The sequence below is a fragment of the Pseudomonas sp. NBRC 111133 genome (genome assembly GCF_001320605.1).
Classification (GTDB): domain Bacteria; phylum Pseudomonadota; class Gammaproteobacteria; order Pseudomonadales; family Pseudomonadaceae; genus Aquipseudomonas; species Aquipseudomonas monteilii.
Window position 1 is genome coordinate 41915 of sequence record NZ_BCBJ01000030.1, and the last position, 18192, is coordinate 60106.

General features: G+C 60.0%; 16 protein-coding genes and 1 pseudogene. 10 read left to right on the top strand and 7 right to left on the bottom strand.

Annotation, left to right across the window (positions count from 1 at the left end; translation table 11 throughout):
* Positions 1–54 precede the first annotated feature (54 nt).
* The 3 genes from APH36_RS32570 to APH36_RS06005 are packed head-to-tail and all read left to right on the top strand — an operon-like array spanning position 55 to position 3645.
* Positions 55–1851 carry a histidine kinase dimerization/phospho-acceptor domain-containing protein gene (locus APH36_RS32570; RefSeq protein ID WP_256219110.1) on the top strand — a complete coding sequence of 599 codons (1797 nt, stop codon included), beginning with the start codon at positions 55–57 and terminating at the stop codon, positions 1849–1851.
* Positions 1836–2969: an ATP-binding protein gene (locus APH36_RS32575; protein WP_256219116.1), complete on the top strand. Its 1134-nt coding sequence runs from the start codon at positions 1836–1838 to the stop codon at positions 2967–2969. Before APH36_RS32570 ends, APH36_RS32575 begins: the two co-directional genes overlap by 16 nt.
* A 28-nt stretch (positions 2970–2997) precedes the next feature.
* Positions 2998–3645, top strand: a complete 648-nt coding sequence (locus tag APH36_RS06005) for a response regulator (RefSeq protein WP_060497884.1) — start codon at positions 2998–3000, stop codon at positions 3643–3645.
* 799 nt (positions 3646–4444) lie between these two features.
* On the opposite strand, the pseudogene APH36_RS30585 reads toward APH36_RS06005, so the two are convergent.
* The 3 genes and pseudogenes from APH36_RS30585 to APH36_RS06025 all read right to left on the bottom strand — a co-directional run bounded on the left by APH36_RS30585 (position 4445) and on the right by APH36_RS06025 (position 7822).
* Positions 4445–5268: pseudogene (locus APH36_RS30585) on the bottom strand (transposase).
* A gap of 124 nt (positions 5269–5392) precedes the next feature.
* Positions 5393–6610: an argininosuccinate synthase gene (locus APH36_RS06020; protein WP_060497886.1), complete on the bottom strand. Its 1218-nt coding sequence runs from the start codon at positions 6608–6610 to the stop codon at positions 5393–5395.
* Positions 6611–6895: 285 nt separating this feature from the next.
* The gene (locus tag APH36_RS06025) at positions 6896–7822 is read right to left on the bottom strand and encodes an OmpA family protein (protein WP_060497887.1); all 927 of its coding nucleotides are present in this window, start codon (positions 7820–7822) and stop codon (positions 6896–6898) included.
* A gap of 130 nt (positions 7823–7952) precedes the next feature.
* On the opposite strand from APH36_RS06025, the gene pyrC reads away from it, so the two are divergent.
* Entirely contained in the window at positions 7953–8999 is a 1047-nt protein-coding gene (gene pyrC, locus APH36_RS06030) for a dihydroorotase (RefSeq protein ID WP_016713746.1), read from the top strand.
* Between the two features lie 59 nt (positions 9000–9058).
* Positions 9059–9670: a ribonuclease T gene (gene rnt / locus APH36_RS06035; RefSeq protein ID WP_225917480.1), complete on the top strand. Its 612-nt coding sequence runs from the start codon at positions 9059–9061 to the stop codon at positions 9668–9670.
* A 135-nt stretch (positions 9671–9805) separates the two neighbouring features.
* Here rnt and APH36_RS06040 read toward each other — a convergent pair whose 3' ends face one another.
* Positions 9806–10408, bottom strand: coding sequence for a peroxiredoxin (locus APH36_RS06040; RefSeq protein ID WP_003254945.1), 603 nt, complete (start codon positions 10406–10408; stop codon positions 9806–9808).
* 224 nt (positions 10409–10632) lie between these two features.
* Here APH36_RS06040 and APH36_RS06045 point away from each other — a divergent pair, with 224 nt between their 5' ends.
* Together APH36_RS06045 and bfr are read left to right on the top strand one after the other, a co-directional pair.
* Complete coding sequence (locus tag APH36_RS06045; RefSeq protein ID WP_060497888.1) at positions 10633–10851, top strand: bacterioferritin-associated ferredoxin; 219 nt, start codon at positions 10633–10635, stop codon at positions 10849–10851.
* Positions 10852–11052: 201 nt separating this feature from the next.
* Positions 11053–11526: a bacterioferritin gene (gene bfr, locus APH36_RS06050; RefSeq protein ID WP_060497889.1), complete on the top strand. Its 474-nt coding sequence runs from the start codon at positions 11053–11055 to the stop codon at positions 11524–11526.
* 57 nt (positions 11527–11583) lie between these two features.
* On the opposite strand, the gene grxD is transcribed toward bfr, so the two are convergent.
* Positions 11584–11919, bottom strand: coding sequence for a Grx4 family monothiol glutaredoxin (gene grxD, locus APH36_RS06055; RefSeq protein ID WP_016713741.1), 336 nt, complete (start codon positions 11917–11919; stop codon positions 11584–11586).
* Between the two features lie 91 nt (positions 11920–12010).
* On the bottom strand, positions 12011–14119 hold the full coding sequence (locus APH36_RS06060; protein ID WP_060497890.1) for a molybdopterin oxidoreductase family protein: 2109 nt from the start codon (positions 14117–14119) through the stop codon (positions 12011–12013).
* A gap of 374 nt (positions 14120–14493) precedes the next feature.
* Here APH36_RS06060 and argF point away from each other — a divergent pair, with 374 nt between their 5' ends.
* Positions 14494–15414 (top strand): ornithine carbamoyltransferase, encoded by a 921-nt coding sequence (gene argF / locus APH36_RS06065; RefSeq protein ID WP_060497891.1) that lies wholly within the window; start codon positions 14494–14496, stop codon positions 15412–15414.
* Positions 15411–16520, top strand: a complete 1110-nt coding sequence (locus APH36_RS06070) for an ABC transporter ATP-binding protein (RefSeq protein WP_060497892.1) — start codon at positions 15411–15413, stop codon at positions 16518–16520. Before argF ends, APH36_RS06070 begins: the two co-directional genes overlap by 4 nt.
* Before the next feature lie 38 nt (positions 16521–16558).
* Here APH36_RS06070 and ybaK read toward each other — a convergent pair whose 3' ends face one another.
* The gene (ybaK, locus tag APH36_RS06075) at positions 16559–17029 is read right to left on the bottom strand and encodes a Cys-tRNA(Pro) deacylase (RefSeq protein WP_016488787.1); all 471 of its coding nucleotides are present in this window, start codon (positions 17027–17029) and stop codon (positions 16559–16561) included.
* Positions 17030–17332: 303 nt separating this feature from the next.
* On the opposite strand from ybaK, the gene APH36_RS06080 reads away from it, so the two are divergent.
* The gene (locus APH36_RS06080; RefSeq protein ID WP_060497893.1) at positions 17333–18184 is read left to right on the top strand and encodes an MIP/aquaporin family protein; all 852 of its coding nucleotides are present in this window, start codon (positions 17333–17335) and stop codon (positions 18182–18184) included.
* Positions 18185–18192: the final 8 nt, after the last annotated feature.

Genomic DNA, 18192 nt, shown 5'->3' on the forward strand with positions numbered 1-18192 from the left:
CGCTATATGTCATGAATTTTGTGTCTGTTAGAGCACTCTCACCGTCATAGAGTGATGTCGACGATCAACACCATGAAAAATGCAAGCTTGCGCATGGACAAACTTGCGCGCAGCTCTCAGCGCCTGAACAAGGCAATCCTGCTACTTAGTGGGCTCATGCTACTGTTGTCCAGTACGTGTTACTGGGCAGTATCGCGCCTGCTCGAATCGGAGCAGCAGCGGCTGGAGCTGCATTTTGCCCGGGTGATCGAAATCATCCATGAGCACGAGATCTTCCTGCAGAATCTGGCCAACAGCATGCCAGCCGGTGGCGAGCTTCCTCCACCCGTGCAGCAGGGCGTCACAATGCTCGATTCAACGAGCATCGACGGCAAGACACTGCTCAAGGCAAAGGGATTCGAACTCTCCTTACCCTTCACCCTGGCCTACACCGGCGATTTCCGGGACCAGGAGGTACGCGGCGCCTTGGGGTTGGGGTTGCGTCTGACCGACTACTACGGGGGGTTCTGGGCCCGCTCGTTCTACGCATCGCCACAACTGTTCGTGCTCGAACGGGGAACGGGCGCAAGCATTGCCGTGCCTGCTGCTGGCGACCAGCGTCAGCATCAGCCGCTGCTGCCTCGCCATTATGTAACCGTGGTCGATCGCTTGGTGCACTTGCTGGCTCAACCCGACGTGCTGCCCGACCAGCGTGTCCATTGGGTGCGAGCGCCAGCACGCCTTTACAACGACAACCTGCGCATGGTCTCGCTTTTGAAGCTGGCGCCCGAGCACACCCTCAAGCCGAGTGCGACGGGCGATAGGGAAATGGTTTTGGCTGCGGTAATGGATACGGAGCAGGTCGATGAATTCGAGCGTGTGCTCCGGCTATCGGTCTACAACCAGTTCACCCTGATCTCCCCAGATGGCAAGATCTTGATGGGAGAGCGCGGCAAGGGTGATCTGGCCCCGCTTGGCCTGAGCTTCAACCGGAGCGGCTTGCGTTTCAAGATGATGTCGTCGTCGGGAGACGCGTGGACTGGGCTGTATGCCATCAGCTACGGGGACTTTCTGCGCTACGCCAAATGGCCGCTGCTTGGCCTGGCGCTGACAATCATCGCTGCGATCCTGCTGGGGCTCTGGGTCAATCACTGGTACAAGTCGCGCATCGTTAGGCCCGCACAACGAGCACAAATCCGGCTGGCTGAAAGCGAGGCCTTTAGCCGCATCATACTTCACAACGTGCCGGTCGGGCTGTGCGTCGTGAGGCGCCACGATCACAGGGTGTTGTTGGAAAACGAATGCGCGGTACAACTGGGCGTTACCGCAGCGGTGCTGCAACTGCTGCGCGATAATCACGGTGACCAGGCGCCCGGCGAACTGTGCCTGCTGGTGGATGGGCGTTACGTCCAGGTGATGGCGGTCGCTACCCGTTACGACGGAGAAGACGTGTTTCTGTGCGGCTGCAATGACATCACTCGCCATGTCGACGAACAATTGCAGCTCAACCAGGCCCACCAGCGTGCGACGGCTGCCAATGAGGCCAAGACCGTTTTCCTGGCTACCATGAGCCATGAAATTAGAACCCCGCTCTACGGTGTGCTGGGCAATCTTGAACTGCTGTCGCTGACCGAGCTCAGTGAGCGCCAGCGGCATTACCTGCAAATCATCGAAAACTCGTCGACAGTGCTGTTCCAGCTGATCAGTAATGTTCTGGATGTGACCAAGATCGAGTCTGGGTGGCTTTCGAGCATGCCGCTTTCGATCCGCGTCAGCTGGTTGACGACGCGCACGCCAGTTTCGAGGCCACAGCGCAGGGCAAAGGGCTGCAGCTTGAGGCTGAAATCGACGCCCAGGTGCCTGCACAGGTAGAAGGGGATGCCGGGCGGATCAGGCAGATCCTGCACAACTTGCTAGGCAACGCGATCAAGTTCACCCCCTCCGGACGCGTACGCCTGCGCCTGATTGTTCAAGAACGAAGCGAGCAGGACGTGTTGATGCAATGGCAAGTGACGGACACCGGAAAAGGTATTCCTGAAAAAGACCTGGAGCATTTGTTCAAACCGTTCTTTCAGGTGTCCGCAGGGCAGGAAGGTGGGGGGGCTGGACTCGGGCTTTCCATCTGTTCACGCTTGAGCGAGTCGATGGGCGGTACCATGCGCGTGGTCAGTGAGCCTGGCCTTGGGAGCAGCTTTTCCCTGTTCATACGCTTGCCCATTGGGACCTCCCCGCCGGCCATGGTACCAGCGTCAAAAGAGGGTTCGCAGGCGCCGTCTGCGCCATTGAAATTGAGCGTATTGGTAGCCGAGGATAACCCGGTCAGCCAAGCGGTCATGTGTGAGCAGCTCGAAGCCATTGGGGCTTATCCAATCGTCGCGGCTGATGGCCACCAGGCACTTCAACTCTGGCAATCCAAGCGTTTCGACATGGTCATCACCGACATCAACATGCCCAGGATGAACGGCTACGCGCTGACCCGCACGCTGCGAGAGGCAGGTGTCGAAGTACCCATCATCGGCATCACCGCCAATGCGCTGCGCGAAGAAGGTGAACGTTGCCTGCAAGCGGGCATGACCGCGTGGATAGTCAAACCTCTGAGCCTTGGTACCCTGCGGCAGGTATTGATGAAACACTGCCCCGGATCGACCGATACTCATGCTGCAAACGACCCGGGCAAAGAGGATTTTTCAGGCTGCATTCAATTGTCCCAGCCCATGCGTCAATTGCTTGCCCAGACGTTGGCAAGCGATATTGAGCAGTTGGAAAAAGGGGTCGTCGAGCACGACGCGGTTCTGGTCCAGCAACGGTTGCACAGTTTGAGCGGTGCACTGGCCAGCATCAACGCATCCGCTTTGTACAGCGCATGCCAACGACTGGAAAACATGTTGCAGGAGTTGCCGCTGGATGCACGCCTGGGCGGGCAGGTCCGTGCGCTGTGTGGGCGGCTTGCCCAGGTCGCGCAACGCTTGTCAGACGAGATTCCCGGATGAGCCTTGTCCCCTATTGGAGTATTTCTGCATGCCTCATCACAAGGTTGTCATCGCTGACGATCATCCCATCGTCCTGCTGGGGGTGCGTGAAGTCATTCAACGCATCGGGCGTTATAAAGTCGTCGGTCAAGCCACCAACTCATCTGAATTGATCGATCAACTGCGCCTGCACAACCCTCGCACCCTGATCACCGACTTCAATATGCCGGGCGATTGCACCTACGGGGATGGTTTCAAGCTCATCGAGTACATTTTGCGCCACTTCCCGGACACCCAGGTCCTCATTCTGACCATGATTTCCAATGGGTTGATTCTTTCCCGGCTTCAGGAACTGGGTGTGGCAGGGGTCATTCAAAAAAATCACCTGCATGATGAAATCGAAAAAGCGTTGAGTGCCATCCGCAAGCGGCGTCGGTACCGAAGCCCCCTGCCGGCACCCACATCCGTAGTGCGCGAAGCCGTGAAGGTCGAGGCACGCTTCAATCAGCTGTCCCCCAGGGAACTCGAAGTCGTCCGCCTGTTTGTCACTGGCATGACCGTAGGTGATATCGCGCGGCAACTGTCGCGCAGCAACAAGACAGTCAGCGCGCAGAAAATATCGGCAATGCGCAAGCTCAATGTCGACAGTGACCAGGACTTGCTGACTTACTGTATCGAATCCAGGCAATTTCAGTAGCGAGGGTCTGTGCCAGGCTAGGGAGTTGGAAAGCGGGTGCGTGGCCGTAAGCGGGGCGTACAGACAATTGGGTACGCGTCGAACAAAAACCAGCTTCTCGCTGGGCATCTTACCGGCATTCAGCCAGCGATGATCATCCAGGACGCTACGCCGGATTCAGCCAATCTACATTCCGCGCTTGGATGACCAGTTTGAACGTAGAGCCAGTTGCATTGGCGTGGCATACCGAATAGTCGCCAACAGGGTATAGCGCATTGCGTCCCCATGGCCCTGCCTTGCTTTGCAGTTTGATATCGATCTGGTCGCCTTCGCAGGCTGTCAGATCAAAGGCATTACCGCTCGATGCTTGTGTGACTCTCCACGCTGTGGGGTCTTGCTGCTTGATGCGCTTTACTTCCACCAGACCATGTGTTGTTGCAATAACCCCTTACCAAAATGGTCTCCGCTGCGAACGTACAGGCGGTAGCCGGCTTCACTGTGCCGGAAATAGAGCACCAGAGGTTGGGCAGCAGAAGATTTCTCGAAAGCGACCAGCCCCAGTTCTTGACCGAGGTTTCAATCCTTGTCGGAACAATCAAGTACGCCCAGTGTACCGGCGCCGTCCACGGCGTACCCGGGTGTGGTCAGAGGGCTTGCTAGTGCCACTTTGCCGCGGTCATGCTGTCGAAGGTGTTCAACGGGCAGTCAGCTGCATGCAGTGTCGCGATCAGGAGGCTATGCCGATGTGCGCGAGAGGACTAACCGGAACGGGTTCCAAACGCAGGATGCAAGAAAGCCCGGCACCTGGCCGTAATGCTGTTCACTTAAGCGGAGCAGCCTTACGATCCACCGGATACCGGGTTTTGGAAATCTTCACCGTCCTTGGCCTTCCTGGCCTTGGGCGGTGATCCAGAAACATCCCTGCTATACCTCCTCTCAGTTCAGCCAACCTTCTGCCCGTTGCCGACACCGGATTGGCAGCTGCCATCACGATCAATTGCACCGCGATGTACTGACGGGCAGGCTTGAAGCGTATGTCCGAGGGCGTTCGCCCAAAGGCCACCGCGGCCTGGCTGGCCTCGCGACGAATGATGTTGTAAGCCAGCAACAGCCCCCAGACCTCCTGATAAATCAGTTCGACCTTCTTGCTGCGCAGCGTCACCGCGTTCTGCTGCATAGAGCTTTTGATGTCCCGAAAGCCCAGCCCGATCTCCCAGCGTTCCAGGTACAGCTCGGCGACAGCCTCTGCACTGTAACCTTCAACCGGCAGCAAAGTGAGCAGCGACCTGACGTGCCCTTGGCTTTATAGCTGACTTCACGTATTTCCCAATGTGTGGGCAAGTTCGGATTTTTTTTCCGAGCCTGAGGCGAGCCTTTCATCCGCACACGCCGATCGTGCTCGCCATAGCGCTCGACTTCCTCCGTGACCAGATTCTTGCGAGCTGGGGTCAGCCAGTGACGATTGCTGCCACCCTCGGCGACCAACCAGAGCACCTGGTCGCTGGGCAGGCGGCGACGTCTTATGGTGGCTTGTGCCGAGAGGTTCAGCGCACTGGTGCCCCACTCAACTGGGATGTTCTGAGTGAAGGTACTTAGGTCAGAGAAATTGAAGAGATCGCCGAGGTCGAGCAATTGCTGCTGAATGGGCATAAAAAATCCGATACCAGAGGGCTGGTATCGGTTTTTCTAGAAACCCCAGCTTGGACTCAAATGCTTAAGTGAACAGCATTACGGCTTAAGCCGGGGTTTTCATTGCACGAGCGCGCAATCAGAGCATCGAACGGCCCTTGTTGGCGGCAATGCGCATGCGCAGTGCGTTCAACTTGATGAAGCCTGCGGCATCGGCCTGGTTGTAGGCGCCGCCATCTTCCTCGAAGGTCGCGATGTTGGCATCGAACAGCGAATCGTCCGACTTGCGGCCAACCACGGTAACGTTGCCCTTGTACAGCTTCAGGCGCACGACGCCGTTCACGTTGACCTGGGAAGCGTCGATCATCTGCTGCAGCATCAGACGCTCAGGGCTCCACCAGTAGCCGGTGTAGATCAGGCTGGCGTACTTCGGCATCAGCTCATCTTTCAGGTGAGCGACTTCGCGGTCCAGGGTGATCGACTCGATGGCACGGTGCGCCTTGAGCATGATGGTGCCGCCAGGGGTCTCGTAGCAGCCACGCGACTTCATGCCGACGTAACGGTTTTCCACGATGTCGAGGCGGCCGATGCCGTTGGCACCACCGATACGGTTCAGGTCGGCCAGGACGGTGGCCGGGGTTTTCTCGACGCCGTCAATGGCAACGATGTCGCCGTTGCGGTAGGTCAGCTCGATGTAGGTCGCCTGGTCCGGGGCGCTCTCAGGCGAGACGCTCCATTTCCACATGTCTTCTTCGTGCTCGGTCCAGGTATCTTCCAGGACACCGCCTTCGTAGGAGATGTGCAGCAGGTTGGCGTCCATCGAGTACGGCGACTTCTTCTTGCCGTGGCGCTCGATCGGGATGCCGTGCTTTTCGGCGTAGTCCATCAGCTTCTCGCGGGACAGCAGGTCCCACTCACGCCACGGGGCGATGACCTTGACGCCAGGCTTGAGGGCATAGGCACCCAGCTCGAAACGAACCTGATCGTTACCTTTGCCGGTGGCGCCGTGGGAAATGGCGTCAGCACCGGTTTCGTTGGCGATTTCGATCAGGCGCTTGGCGATCAGCGGACGGGCGATGGAAGTACCCAGCAGGTACTCGCCTTCGTAGACGGTGTTGGCGCGGAACATCGGGAACACGAAATCACGCACGAACTCTTCGCGCAGGTCGTCGATGTAGATCTCTTTAACGCCCATTGCCTGAGCCTTGGCACGGGCCGGCTCGACCTCTTCGCCCTGACCCAGGTCAGCGGTGAAGGTCACCACTTCGCAGTTGTAGGTATCCTGCAGCCACTTGAGAATCACCGAAGTATCAAGGCCGCCGGAATACGCCAGTACGACCTTTTTTACGTCCGCCATGCCATCACTCCACGGGGTTGTACGGAAAGGGATCGATTCTAACGGCCTTGCAGATAAAATTACAGTGGGGCGACAGCTTCTGACGACAAAGCGACAGGAACTGTCGGAAGGGCGACGGCGCCACTGAGCATGACGCCGAACCTGTGGGAGCGGGCTTGTCGGGGCGCCGAACCGCCGCGAACACCGGCGCAGCCGGTGCCATCTACTGCTTCGCGGGCTTGCCCGCTCCCACAGGGACTGCGCAGGCTCCCAACGTTTGAGGAGGCCGTAAGAAAAGAATGCGGTTTACTTAGCCGCTGGCGCAGGAGCCGTTGGCTCAGGGGCTTTTTCGGCGGGTTTCTCCACCGGCTTCTCAACCACCGCAACCCGGTCCAGTTCGATATTCACTCGCCGGTTGCGCGCCCGGTTGGCAGGGCTGTTGTTTTTCGCCACCGGGTACTGCTCACCATGGAAGCGCACGATGATCTGCTCTTCCTTCAAGCCATGGGCCTTGAAGTAATCAGCCACCGACAATGCCCGACGGCGCGACAGGTCGCGGTTGGTCAGGCGGTTGCCGCTATTGTCCGAATGGCCGTCGAGCTCGATGTGGTTAACCGTCGGGTCGGCTTTCATGTAGTCAAGGATCAGGTCCAGACGCGCCTTGGCGGCTTCATCCAGTTCAATGCCGCCCCCCGGGAAGCCCACCTGAGTCTGACGCACCTGGTCGTAGTTCATCGCAAGCAGCTTGCCCGCGCAGGCCTGATAGTCGCTGTAAGCCTTGGCAAAGCTGACAGGCAACACCCGCACCTCCATCGGCCTGCCCGCCTCACCGGCATAGTTGCGCACCACCGTGCTGCGCCCGTCGAGCAGGCCATTGATCAGGCGGCTGGCCTGGCCTTGGGAGGAGCTGAACAGCACACCTGTACGGGCCATGCGCACACTGCCCAGGTTGATGTCGCCACGCCCGGGTTGCCATGGGGCCGCGGCCGCCAGCAGGTTGGCGGTGCCTGCACCCAGTACGTTGATGTCCGAGCGCAACTGGAACACCGGCTGCTCACCTGCACGGCGCACGAACTCACCACTGCCGAAACCTTCGATCGGCTGGATCAGGCGGCACTCGAACTGGTCACCCTCGACCTTCCAGGCGATGTTCTCCATGCGCGTCTGGAAAGTCAGTGCACCGGCCGGTAGGCAGGCGAACAGGGTCAACAGGGCTAGGTAACGCTGGCGCACGGGCGGCTCCACAAATTCTGACGGCTTACCTGCAAGCTATCGGACGCTGGCCGGAAAACTTGATAGCCGTGCTCGACCCAGGGTTTTCCGGTAGCATTGGGGCTTGAGTTCGACCCGCCTGGAATCCCCAATGTCCGATCGCCTGACCCTCCTGCGCCCCGACGACTGGCACATCCATCTGCGCGATGGTGCCGTCCTGCCCCACACCGTTGGCGACGTGGCGCGCACCTTCGCCCGTGCCATCATCATGCCAAACCTGGTTCCCCCGGTGCGCAATGCCGCCGAGGCTGGCGCCTACCGTGAGCGCATCCTTGCCGCGCGCCCGGCCGGTAGCCGCTTCGAGCCGCTGATGGTGCTGTACCTCACCGACCGTACCAGCCCCGAGGACGTCCGCGCGGCCAAGGCCAGCGGCATCGTGTACGCTGCCAAACTGTACCCGGCCGGCGCCACCACCAACTCCGACTCGGGCGTAACCAGCATCGACAACATCTTTCCGGCCATCGAGGCACTGGCGGAAGTTGGCATGCCCCTGCTGGTGCATGGCGAAGTGACCCGTAGCGAAATCGACGTGTTCGACCGCGAGAAGCGCTTCATCGACGAGCATATGCGCCGTCTGGTCGAGCGCTTCCCTACGTTGAAAGTGGTGTTCGAACACATCACCACCGGCGATGCCGCGCAGTTCGTCACCGAGGCCCCGGCCAACGTTGGCGCGACCATCACCGCCCAGCACCTGCTGTACAACCGCAACCACATGCTGGTTGGCGGCATTCGCCCGCACTTCTACTGCCTGCCGATCCTCAAGCGCAACACCCACCAGGTGGCGCTGCTGGATGCGGCCACCAGCGGCAACCCGAAGTTCTTCCTCGGCACAGATTCGGCACCTCACGCCCGCCACGCCAAGGAAGCCGCCTGCGGTTGCGCCGGTTGCTACACCGCCTATGCGGCCATCGAAATGTACGCCGAAGCGTTCGAACAACGGAACGCACTGGACAAGCTGGAAGGCTTTGCCAGCCTGCACGGTCCGGCTTTCTATGGCCTGCCTGCAAACACCGACACCATTACCCTGGTCCGCGAAGAGTGGACCGCCCCGGACAGCCTGCCGTTTGGCGAGCAGACGGTAATCCCGCTGCGCGCGGGTGAAAAACTGCGTTGGCGCCTGCTGGAGGACAACGCGTGAGCGAAGACCTCTACGAAGACGACCTGGACTCCCAGGGCAGCAGCGGTTCGCGCCACCCGATGGCCGAGCGTTTCCGTGGCTACCTGCCGGTCGTGGTGGATGTGGAAACCGGTGGTTTCAACAGCGCCACCGATGCCCTGCTGGAAATTGCCGCCGTCACCATCGGCATGGACGAGAAAGGCTTCCTGTTCCCCGAGCACACCTACTTCCACCGGGTGGAGCCGTTCGAGGGTGCCAATATCGAAGCCGCGGCGTTGGAGTTCACTGGTATCAAGCTGGACCACCCGCTGCGCATGGCCGTCAGCGAGGAAAGCGCGCTGACCGACATCTTCCGTGGCGTGCGCAAGGCGCTCAAGGCCAATGGCTGCAAGCGGGCGATCCTGGTCGGCCATAACAGCAGCTTCGACCTGGGCTTCCTCAATGCAGCGGTAGCGCGCAACGACCTGAAGCGTAACCCGTTCCACCCGTTCTCCAGCTTTGACACCGCTACCTTGGCGGGCCTGGCGTATGGGCAGACCGTGCTGGCGCGCGCCTGCCAAAGTGCGGACATCGACTTCGACGGGCGTGAAGCGCACTCGGCGCGATACGACACCGAGAAGACGGCAGAGCTGTTCTGCGGCATCGTCAACCGCTGGAAAGAAATGGGCGGCTGGCGCGACTTCAACGACTAAGCAGCTGCAAGCCACAAGCTTCAAGCAGCAAGAAAGGGCAGACAGCACGCGCTCGTTTTTTCTTGAAGCTTGCAGCTTAAAACTTGAAGCAAAAAAAACCGGCCACCAGGGCCGGTTTTTTCATGCACGCAGCAATTACAGCTTGCCGGCGTTCTCGCTCAGGTAGGCAGCAACGCCTTCTGGCGAAGCGTTCATGCCTTTGTCGCCTTTTTTCCAGTTGGCAGGGCAGACTTCGCCGTGCTCCTCGTGGAACTGCAGGGCGTCAACCAGGCGCAGCAGCTCGTCCATGTTACGGCCCAGTGGCAGGTCGTTGACGATCTGCGAACGGACAACTCCGTTGGTGTCGATCAGGAAGGCGCCACGGAAAGCCACGCCGCCTTCGGACTCGACGTCGTAGGCTTTGCAGATTTCGTGAGTCATGTCGGCAGCCAGGGTGTACTTCACCTGGCCGATGCCGCCGTTGTTGACCGGGGTGTTACGCCAGGCGTTGTGGGTGAAGTGCGAGTCGATCGACACGCCGATCACTTCTACGTTACGGGCCTGGAAGTCCGGGATGCGGTTGTCCAGGGCGATCAGCTCGGACGGGCAGACAAAGGTGAAGTCCAGCGGGTAGAAGAACACCAGGCCGTACTTGCCCTTGATGGCCGAAGCCAGGTTGAAGCTGTCGACGATCTCGCCATTGCCCAGCACGGCCGGAACGGTGAAATCGGGGGCTTTCTTACCAACGAGTACGCTCATTGTAATCTCCTGATGAGGGTGAAAAACCGTTTGCCGGGCCAGACGGGCTTGCCCGACATCCAACAAAGGCCGACCATCATACACGGCTTCTGATGACAGGCCGAATCCATCAGGCAGCCAACCGCCGGTCGCTCAAGCACGGCCCTTCCAGAAAGTCCTTTGACAAGCATTCTCATTAACATTAAGCTCCAACCCATCGACTCAACCCGCGATGGTCAGCCCTTATGTATGTGTGTCTTTGTGTCGGCGTTACCGACGGACAGATCCGCGATGCGATCTATGAAGGATGCTGCAGTTACAAGGAAGTGCGAGCCGCGACCAATGTCGCAAGCCAGTGTGGCAAATGCGCCTGCCTGGCCAAGCAGGTGGTCCGTGAGACCCTGGCAGAGCTTCAGGTGAGCCAGGCAGCCCTGCCCTACCCCGTAGAATTTACCGCAGCCTGAAACCCCAGAATTCAAAGAACCGGACCCTGTGTCCGGTTTTTTTATGCCTGCAATTCAATAAGTTAGCGCCGCAACGCGGTTCACAAACATTCTTATTCCTATTAATTTTCACTTATTATTCAATAACTTAGGTTTGACACTCCTAAGTATCGGGCTCAAACTTCACTGTATTGGCACACTTCTTCAGGGCAGGAACCCGCAATGAAAGGCGACGTAAGCGTCATCCAGCATCTCAACAAGATCCTCGGAAACGAGCTGGTCGCGATCAACCAGTACTTCCTGCACGCACGCATGTACGAAGATTGGGGCCTGAACAAACTCGGCAAGCTCGAGTACAAGGAATCCATCCACGCGATGAAAGACGCTGACAAACTGATCAAGCGTATTCTCTTCCTCGAAGGTATCCCGAACGTTCAGGACCTGGGCAAGCTGATGATCGGCGAGCACACCAAGGAAATGCTCGAGTGTGATCTGAAGCTCGAGAAGAAAGCCTTGGTAGACCTGAAGGCGGCCATTGCGCATTGCGAAACGGCTGGCGACTTCGGCTCGCGTGACATGCTTGAAGATATTCTCGAGTCCGAGGAAGAGCACATCGACTGGCTGGAAACCCAACTGGGTCTGATCGACAAGATCACTATCGAGAATTACCTGCAGTCGCAAATGGGCGAAGAGTAATTCTTCACCGCATAAAAAAACCCGCGATCCGCGGGTTTTTTTATGCTTGCCGGAAAATCAGGCTTCGGACGCCTTGGCCTTGGCAGCCGCTTCCTTGATCAGGGTCTGCAACTCACCCTTCTCGAACATTTCCAGCATGATGTCGCTGCCGCCAACCAGCTCACCGGCTACCCACAGCTGTGGGAAGGTCGGCCAGTTGGCGTACTTTGGCAGGTTGGCGCGGATTTCCGGGTTCTGCAGGATGTCGACGTAGGCGAACTTCTCGCCACAACCCATCACAGCCTGCGATGCCTTGGCCGAGAACCCGCACTGCGGGGCATTCGGCGAGCCTTTCATGTAAAGCAGAATGGTGTTGTTGGCAATCTGCTCTTTGATCGTATCGATGATATCCATCTAGCACCTCAGCTGAACTTTCCGACGCGGTCGTCGGCACGGTGACGCATTGTAACGGAAAGCCGAGCGGCGTGCTCGGCCTTACCATTGCTCATGCGGCCTCTACCTGCACGGGCACGCCATTGAGTGCAGCGTTGCCGGAAACAGCGTCCCGAAAGCGCTCGTCGGTAAGGTCATTGGCACTCACGCCGGGTTGTGCCTGGGCGATCTGCATGTGTACGCCCTGGCGGCCATGGCCGAAGCCATGGGGCAGGCTGACCACACCCGGCATCATGTCTTCGCAGGCCTGCACCTCGATTTCCAGATCACCCGTACGCGAACGGATACGCACCCGCTGGCCGTCCTGCAGGTGCCGCGCTTGCAGGTCTTGCGGGTGCATCAACAACTGATGGCGTGGCTTGCCTTTCACCAGGCGATGGAAGTTGTGCATCCATGAATTGTTGCTGCGCACATGGCGGCGGCCGATCAGCAGCAGTTCACCCGCTACAGGGGGCGCCAGTTGTACGAGGCGACTCAGGTCGTCCAGCAATACCTGAGGTGCAGCTTCAACAGCCTTGCTGACCGTCGCCAGGCGTGCCGCGAGGTTCCTGCGTAAAGGCCCTAGATCAAGGCCGTGCGGGTGCTCATCCAGTGTTGCCAGGGATAACCGCCACGGTGTTGCGTCGCCATAGCGCCCTTTGCGCAAGGCCAGGTCGATCATCTGCGCAGGCGCCACGGTTGGTTTCAATTCAAGCTCGGCGCGCCTGGCGAATGCCCGCGCCAGGCCGACGAAGATTTCCCAGTCGTGCAGCGCCCCTTCCGGCTTGGCCAGGATCGCCCGATTGAAGCGGGTGACGTTGCGCACGGCCAGCAGGTTGAAGGTGCTGTCGTAGTGGTCGTTTTCCAGCGCGCTGGTGGAAGGCAGGATCAGGTCGGCATGCCGGGTGGTTTCGTTGATGTAGAGGTCGAGGCTGAGCATGAACTCAAGCCCCTCCAGCGCTGCATCCAGCTGGCGGCCGTTAGGGGTGGATAGCACGGGGTTGCCGGCCACTGTCACCAGCGCGCGAACCTGCCCTTCGCCTGGTGTCAACATCTCTTCGGCCAGGGCCGCCACGGGCAACTCGCCACCGTACTCGGGCAAGCCCGATACCCGGCTTTGCCAGGCGTTGAAATGGCCACCCGAGGTGGTCGCCACCAGATCGACGGCAGGCTCCGTACACAACGCGCCGCCTTCACGATCGAGGTTGCCGGTCACCAGGTTGATCAGTTGCACCAGCCAATGGCAGAGTGTACCGAAGGCTTGGGTAGAGACACCCATGCGCCCATAACACACGGCCTTGCCTGCAGCGGCGAAATCCCGTGCCAGCTGGCGGATCTCCGACGCGGCAATACCACAATGCACGCTCATGGCCTCGGCACTGAGCGGCGCGAGTGCTTCGCGCACTTGTTGCAGGCCGTTGACCGGCAAGTGCGAGCCCTGCGCCAGGCCCTCTTCGAACAGGGTGTTGAGCAAGCCGCACAAAAAGGCCGCATCGCCACCCGGGCGAATGAACAGATGGGTATCGGCCATGGCCGCCGTCTCGCTGCGCCGCGGGTCCACCACTACCAGACGCCCTCCCCGCGCGCGCAAGGCCTTCAGGCGCTTCTCTACATCGGGCACGGTCATGATGCTGCCGTTCGAGGCCAACGGATTGCCGCCGAGAATCAGCATGAAGCGGGTCTGGTCGATATCCGGGATCGGCAGCAGCAGACCATGGCCATACATCAGGTGGCTGACCAGATGATGTGGCAACTGGTCCACCGACGTGGCCGAGAAACGGTTGCGCGTCTTGAGCAAGCCAAGGAAGTAGTTGCTGTGGGTCATCAGGCCATAGTTGTGCACGCTCGGGTTACCCTGATACACCGCCACGGCATTGCGCCCGTGCGCCTGCTGGATCACCCACAGCTTGTCGGCGGCCAGGGCAAAGGCCTCGTCCCAGCCAATGGCCTCCCAGCGCTGCCCCACCCGCTTGTGCGGCTGGCGCAGGCGGTCGGGGTCGGTCTGGATGTCTTGCAGAGCCACAGCCTTGGGGCAGACATGGCCACGGCTGAAAGGGTCTTCGGGGTCGCCTTTGATTGAGCTGATCAGCGCCCGCCCATCGTCTTCGTGGCTGACTTCGATGTTCAACCCGCAGATCGCTTCGCACAGGTGACAGGCACGGTGGTGCAGGGTCTTAGTCATGGCCGCCTCTGCCTTGTTGTTGTCGAACAGTGACTATGCGCCCGGCCCCTCCCCCGGGCCAGCGCCCTTCGCCGTGTGAATCCACCGACATCAGGCGCACGATTCGCGACAGCCATTTGCCAAATTGCCAGCAAGCCGTGTACAACCCTGTGTAGTAAATAAAAAACAGCACCGGCCCGCGGGTAAAGACACCCTTTGCAACATCCTTTCGAACAGGCCGCTGTTTCCCCCCTTGGCTTGAGGCGACATTTACTTATAGTATTGCGCCTTTCCCTATTTCGTCCGCCCCGTGCGGCTTACGCCGCAGGTCACTCCCGTTGTCAAAAAAAACCATACGGTCGACCTGCATACCGTTGCAGATAAGGTAGTCAATCATGAGCGCTAGGCACTTTCTCTCCCTGCTGGACTTCACCACCGACGAATTGCTCGGGGTGATCCGCCGCGGCATCGAGCTGAAGGACCTGCGCAAGCGAGGCGTGCTGTTCGAGCCCCTGAAGAACCGCGTATTGGGCATGATCTTCGAGAAGTCCTCGACCCGCACCCGGGTGTCGTTCGAAGCCGGCATGATCCAGCTCGGCGGCCAGGCCATCTTCCTGTCGCCGCGCGATACCCAGCTGGGCCGTGGCGAGCCGATCGGCGACAGCGCCATCGTGCTGTCGAGCATGGTCGACGTGGTGATGATCCGTACCCACGCACACAGTACCCTGACCGAATTCGCCGCCAAATCGCGCGTACCGGTCATCAACGGCCTGTCCGACGAGTCGCACCCGTGCCAGCTGCTGGCCGACATGCAGACCTTCCTGGAACACCGCGGCTCGATCCAGGGCAAGACCGTGACCTGGATCGGCGATGGCTTCAACATGTGCAACTCTTATATCGAGGCTGCCCGGCAGTTCGATTTCAAGCTGCGTATCGCCTGCCCCGAAGGCTATGAGCCGGATGAACGCTTCATGGCGCTGGGCGGTGACCGCGTGCAGATCATCCGTGACGCCAAGGAAGCCGTACGTGGCGCACACCTTGTGGTCACCGATGTCTGGACTTCCATGGGCCAGGAGGAGGAAACTGCGCGGCGCCTGGCGCATTTCGCGCCTTACCAGGTCACCCGCGAACTGCTCGACCTGGCGGCACCCGATGTCCTCTTCATGCACTGCCTGCCCGCCCACCGTGGCGAGGAAATCAGCCAGGACCTGCTCGACGACCCTCGCTCGGTCGCCTGGGACGAGGCTGAAAACCGCCTGCATGCACAGAAGGCGCTTCTCGAATTCCTTGTAGAACCGGCTTACCACCACGCATGAGTCAACCCCTACTGCTCAACCTGCGCAACCTCGCCTGCGGCTATGGCGACCAGCGCATCGTCCAGAACCTCAACCTGCACCTGAACGCAGGCGATATCGGTTGCCTGCTGGGTTCATCCGGTTGTGGCAAAACCACCACCCTGCGCGCCATTGCCGGCTTCGAGCCGGTGCATGACGGTGAAATCCAGCTGGCCGGCGACGTCATTTCCCGCGCCGGCTTCACCCTGGCCCCGGAAAAGCGCCGCATCGGCATGGTGTTCCAGGACTACGCGCTGTTCCCGCACCTGACCGTGGCGCAGAACATTGCCTTTGGCATCGCCAAGCACCCACGCCAGGCCGCCGTCATCGAAGAGATGCTGGAACTGGTCAAGCTGGGCGGCCTGGGCGGGCGTTACCCGCATGAGCTGTCTGGCGGCCAGCAGCAACGGGTCGCCCTGGCCCGCGCGCTGGCGCCAGAACCGCAGTTGCTGCTGCTCGACGAGCCATTCTCCAACCTTGACGTGGAGTTGCGCCGGCGCCTGAGCCATGAGGTTCGCGATATTCTCAAGAGCCGTGGCACCAGCGCCATCCTGGTGACCCATGACCAGGAAGAAGCCTTTGCCGTCAGCGATCACGTCGGTGTGTTCAAGGAAGGCCGCCTGGAGCAGTGGGACACGCCCTACAACCTTTATCACGAACCGCAGACGCCGTTCGTGGCCAGCTTCATTGGCCAGGGGTACTTCATCCGTGGGCAGATGAGCAGCCACGAGGCCGTCAATACCGAGCTGGGTGAACTGCGCGGCAACCGTGCGTACATCATGGCGCCGGGCAGTTCGGTGGACGTGCTGCTGCGGCCGGACGATATCGTGTATGCGCCGGACAGCCCGCTGAGGGCGGTTATCGTCGGCAAGAGCTTCCTGGGGGCATCGACCTTGTATCGCCTGCAATTGCCGACCGGCAGCCAGCTGGAAGCGATTTTCCCCAGCCATGTCGACCATCAGGTGGGTGGAGATGTGGGGATTGCGGTGAAGGCCGATCACCTGGTGCTGTTCCCGGTGCCGGGCAGTGTGGCGGCGCAATTGCCGCGCCAGGAGAACGGGGTCCGTCGGTACAGTTCGGCGACCTGACTTTAGATACTTGGGGCCGCTTTGCGGCCCCGGAAGTCTCAGCCTCGACCGATCCCGGCAAACTTGCCCTGGGTATGCTCGGCCAACACCGCTGCAGCCAACTCCACTTCCAGCCCACGCCGTCCAGCACTGACATGGATGGTTGCAAAGTTCTGCGCTGAATCATCAATGAACGTCCGCAGACGTTTCTTCTGCCCCAACGGGCTGATCCCGCCGACCAGATAACCTGTGGCACGCTGCGCCGCCGCGGGGTCGGCCATTTCGCACTTCTTTACCCCGGCAGCATGGGCGAGGGCCTTCAGGTCCAAAGTGCCCACCACAGGGACCACCGCCACCAACAATTCACCCTTCTCGCTGCTCGCCAACAAGGTCTTGAACACTTGTTGCGGGTCAAGCCCGAGCTTTTCCGCTGCCTCCAGGCCATACGACGCCGACTTCGGGTCATGCTCATAACTGTGCACGCGGTGCTCGGCACGGTGCTTCTTCAACAGGTCTAGGGCGGGGGTCATGCAGGGGCTCCGGTCTTGGACGGCTCGGCGGCTACTTTAGGACAATTCCCACATCCCAGCCAGCGCACCGCAATTGGGCGCCTCTAGCACGGGGATCCGCAGCTGATTTTAGCGGCCATATCGTGACTGGTCGTTCACTTTCGACCTTTGACATCAGCGTTTCTTGTCTATATTTTTTCGCTTTTGAATAAATGGTGCACTTATAAGGTGCATTTCCTACATCTGCCCGGGGTCAATGGGGATAGACACCGGGCTTTGCTGTCGAGCGCCACGCGCCTCACAACAAAAAAAACGAGGTCATACATGACGACTGCTCTACGCCAACCCATGCTGTCCAGCCAATGCCTGGCCGAGTTCCTCGGCACCGCCCTGTTGATCTTTTTCGGTACCGGCTGCGTTGCCGCCCTCAAGGTCGCCGGCGCCAGCTTCGGCCTATGGGAAATCAGTATCATCTGGGGCGTCGGCGTGAGCATGGCGATCTACCTCACCGCCGGCATTTCCGGCGCGCACCTGAACCCGGCCGTGAGCATCGCCCTCACCCTGTTTGCCGGTTTCGACAAGCGCAAGCTGCCCTTCTACATGCTGGCCCAGGTGTGCGGCGCGTTCTGTGGCGCAGCGCTGGTGTATACCCTGTACAGCAACCTGTTCTTCGATTTCGAACAGGCCCACGCCATGTTGCGCGGTAGCGAAGCCAGCCTGGAGCTGGCCTCGGTGTTCTCCACCTACCCACACCCGTCGCTGTCCACCGGCCAGGCATTTCTGGTGGAAGTGGTGATCACCGCCATCCTGATGGCTGTGATCATGGCCCTGACCGACGACAACAACGGCCTGCCACGCGGCGCCATGGCACCGCTGCTGATCGGCCTGCTGATTGCCGTGATCGGCAGTGCCATGGGCCCCTTGACCGGCTTTGCGATGAACCCGGCCCGCGACTTCGGGCCAAAACTCATGACCTTCCTGGCCGGCTGGGGCGAAATCGCCTTCACTGGCGGGCGGGATATTCCTTATTTCCTGGTTCCGGTGTTCGCACCGATCCTTGGCGCCTGCGTGGGTGGCGCGACCTATCGCAGCCTTATCGCCCGCAACTTGCCAACGGCACCTGCCGCGAACCCTGAGACAAATGACATCCGCCAGGGCGATACTCAAGCCAGTTGATGCCGGCA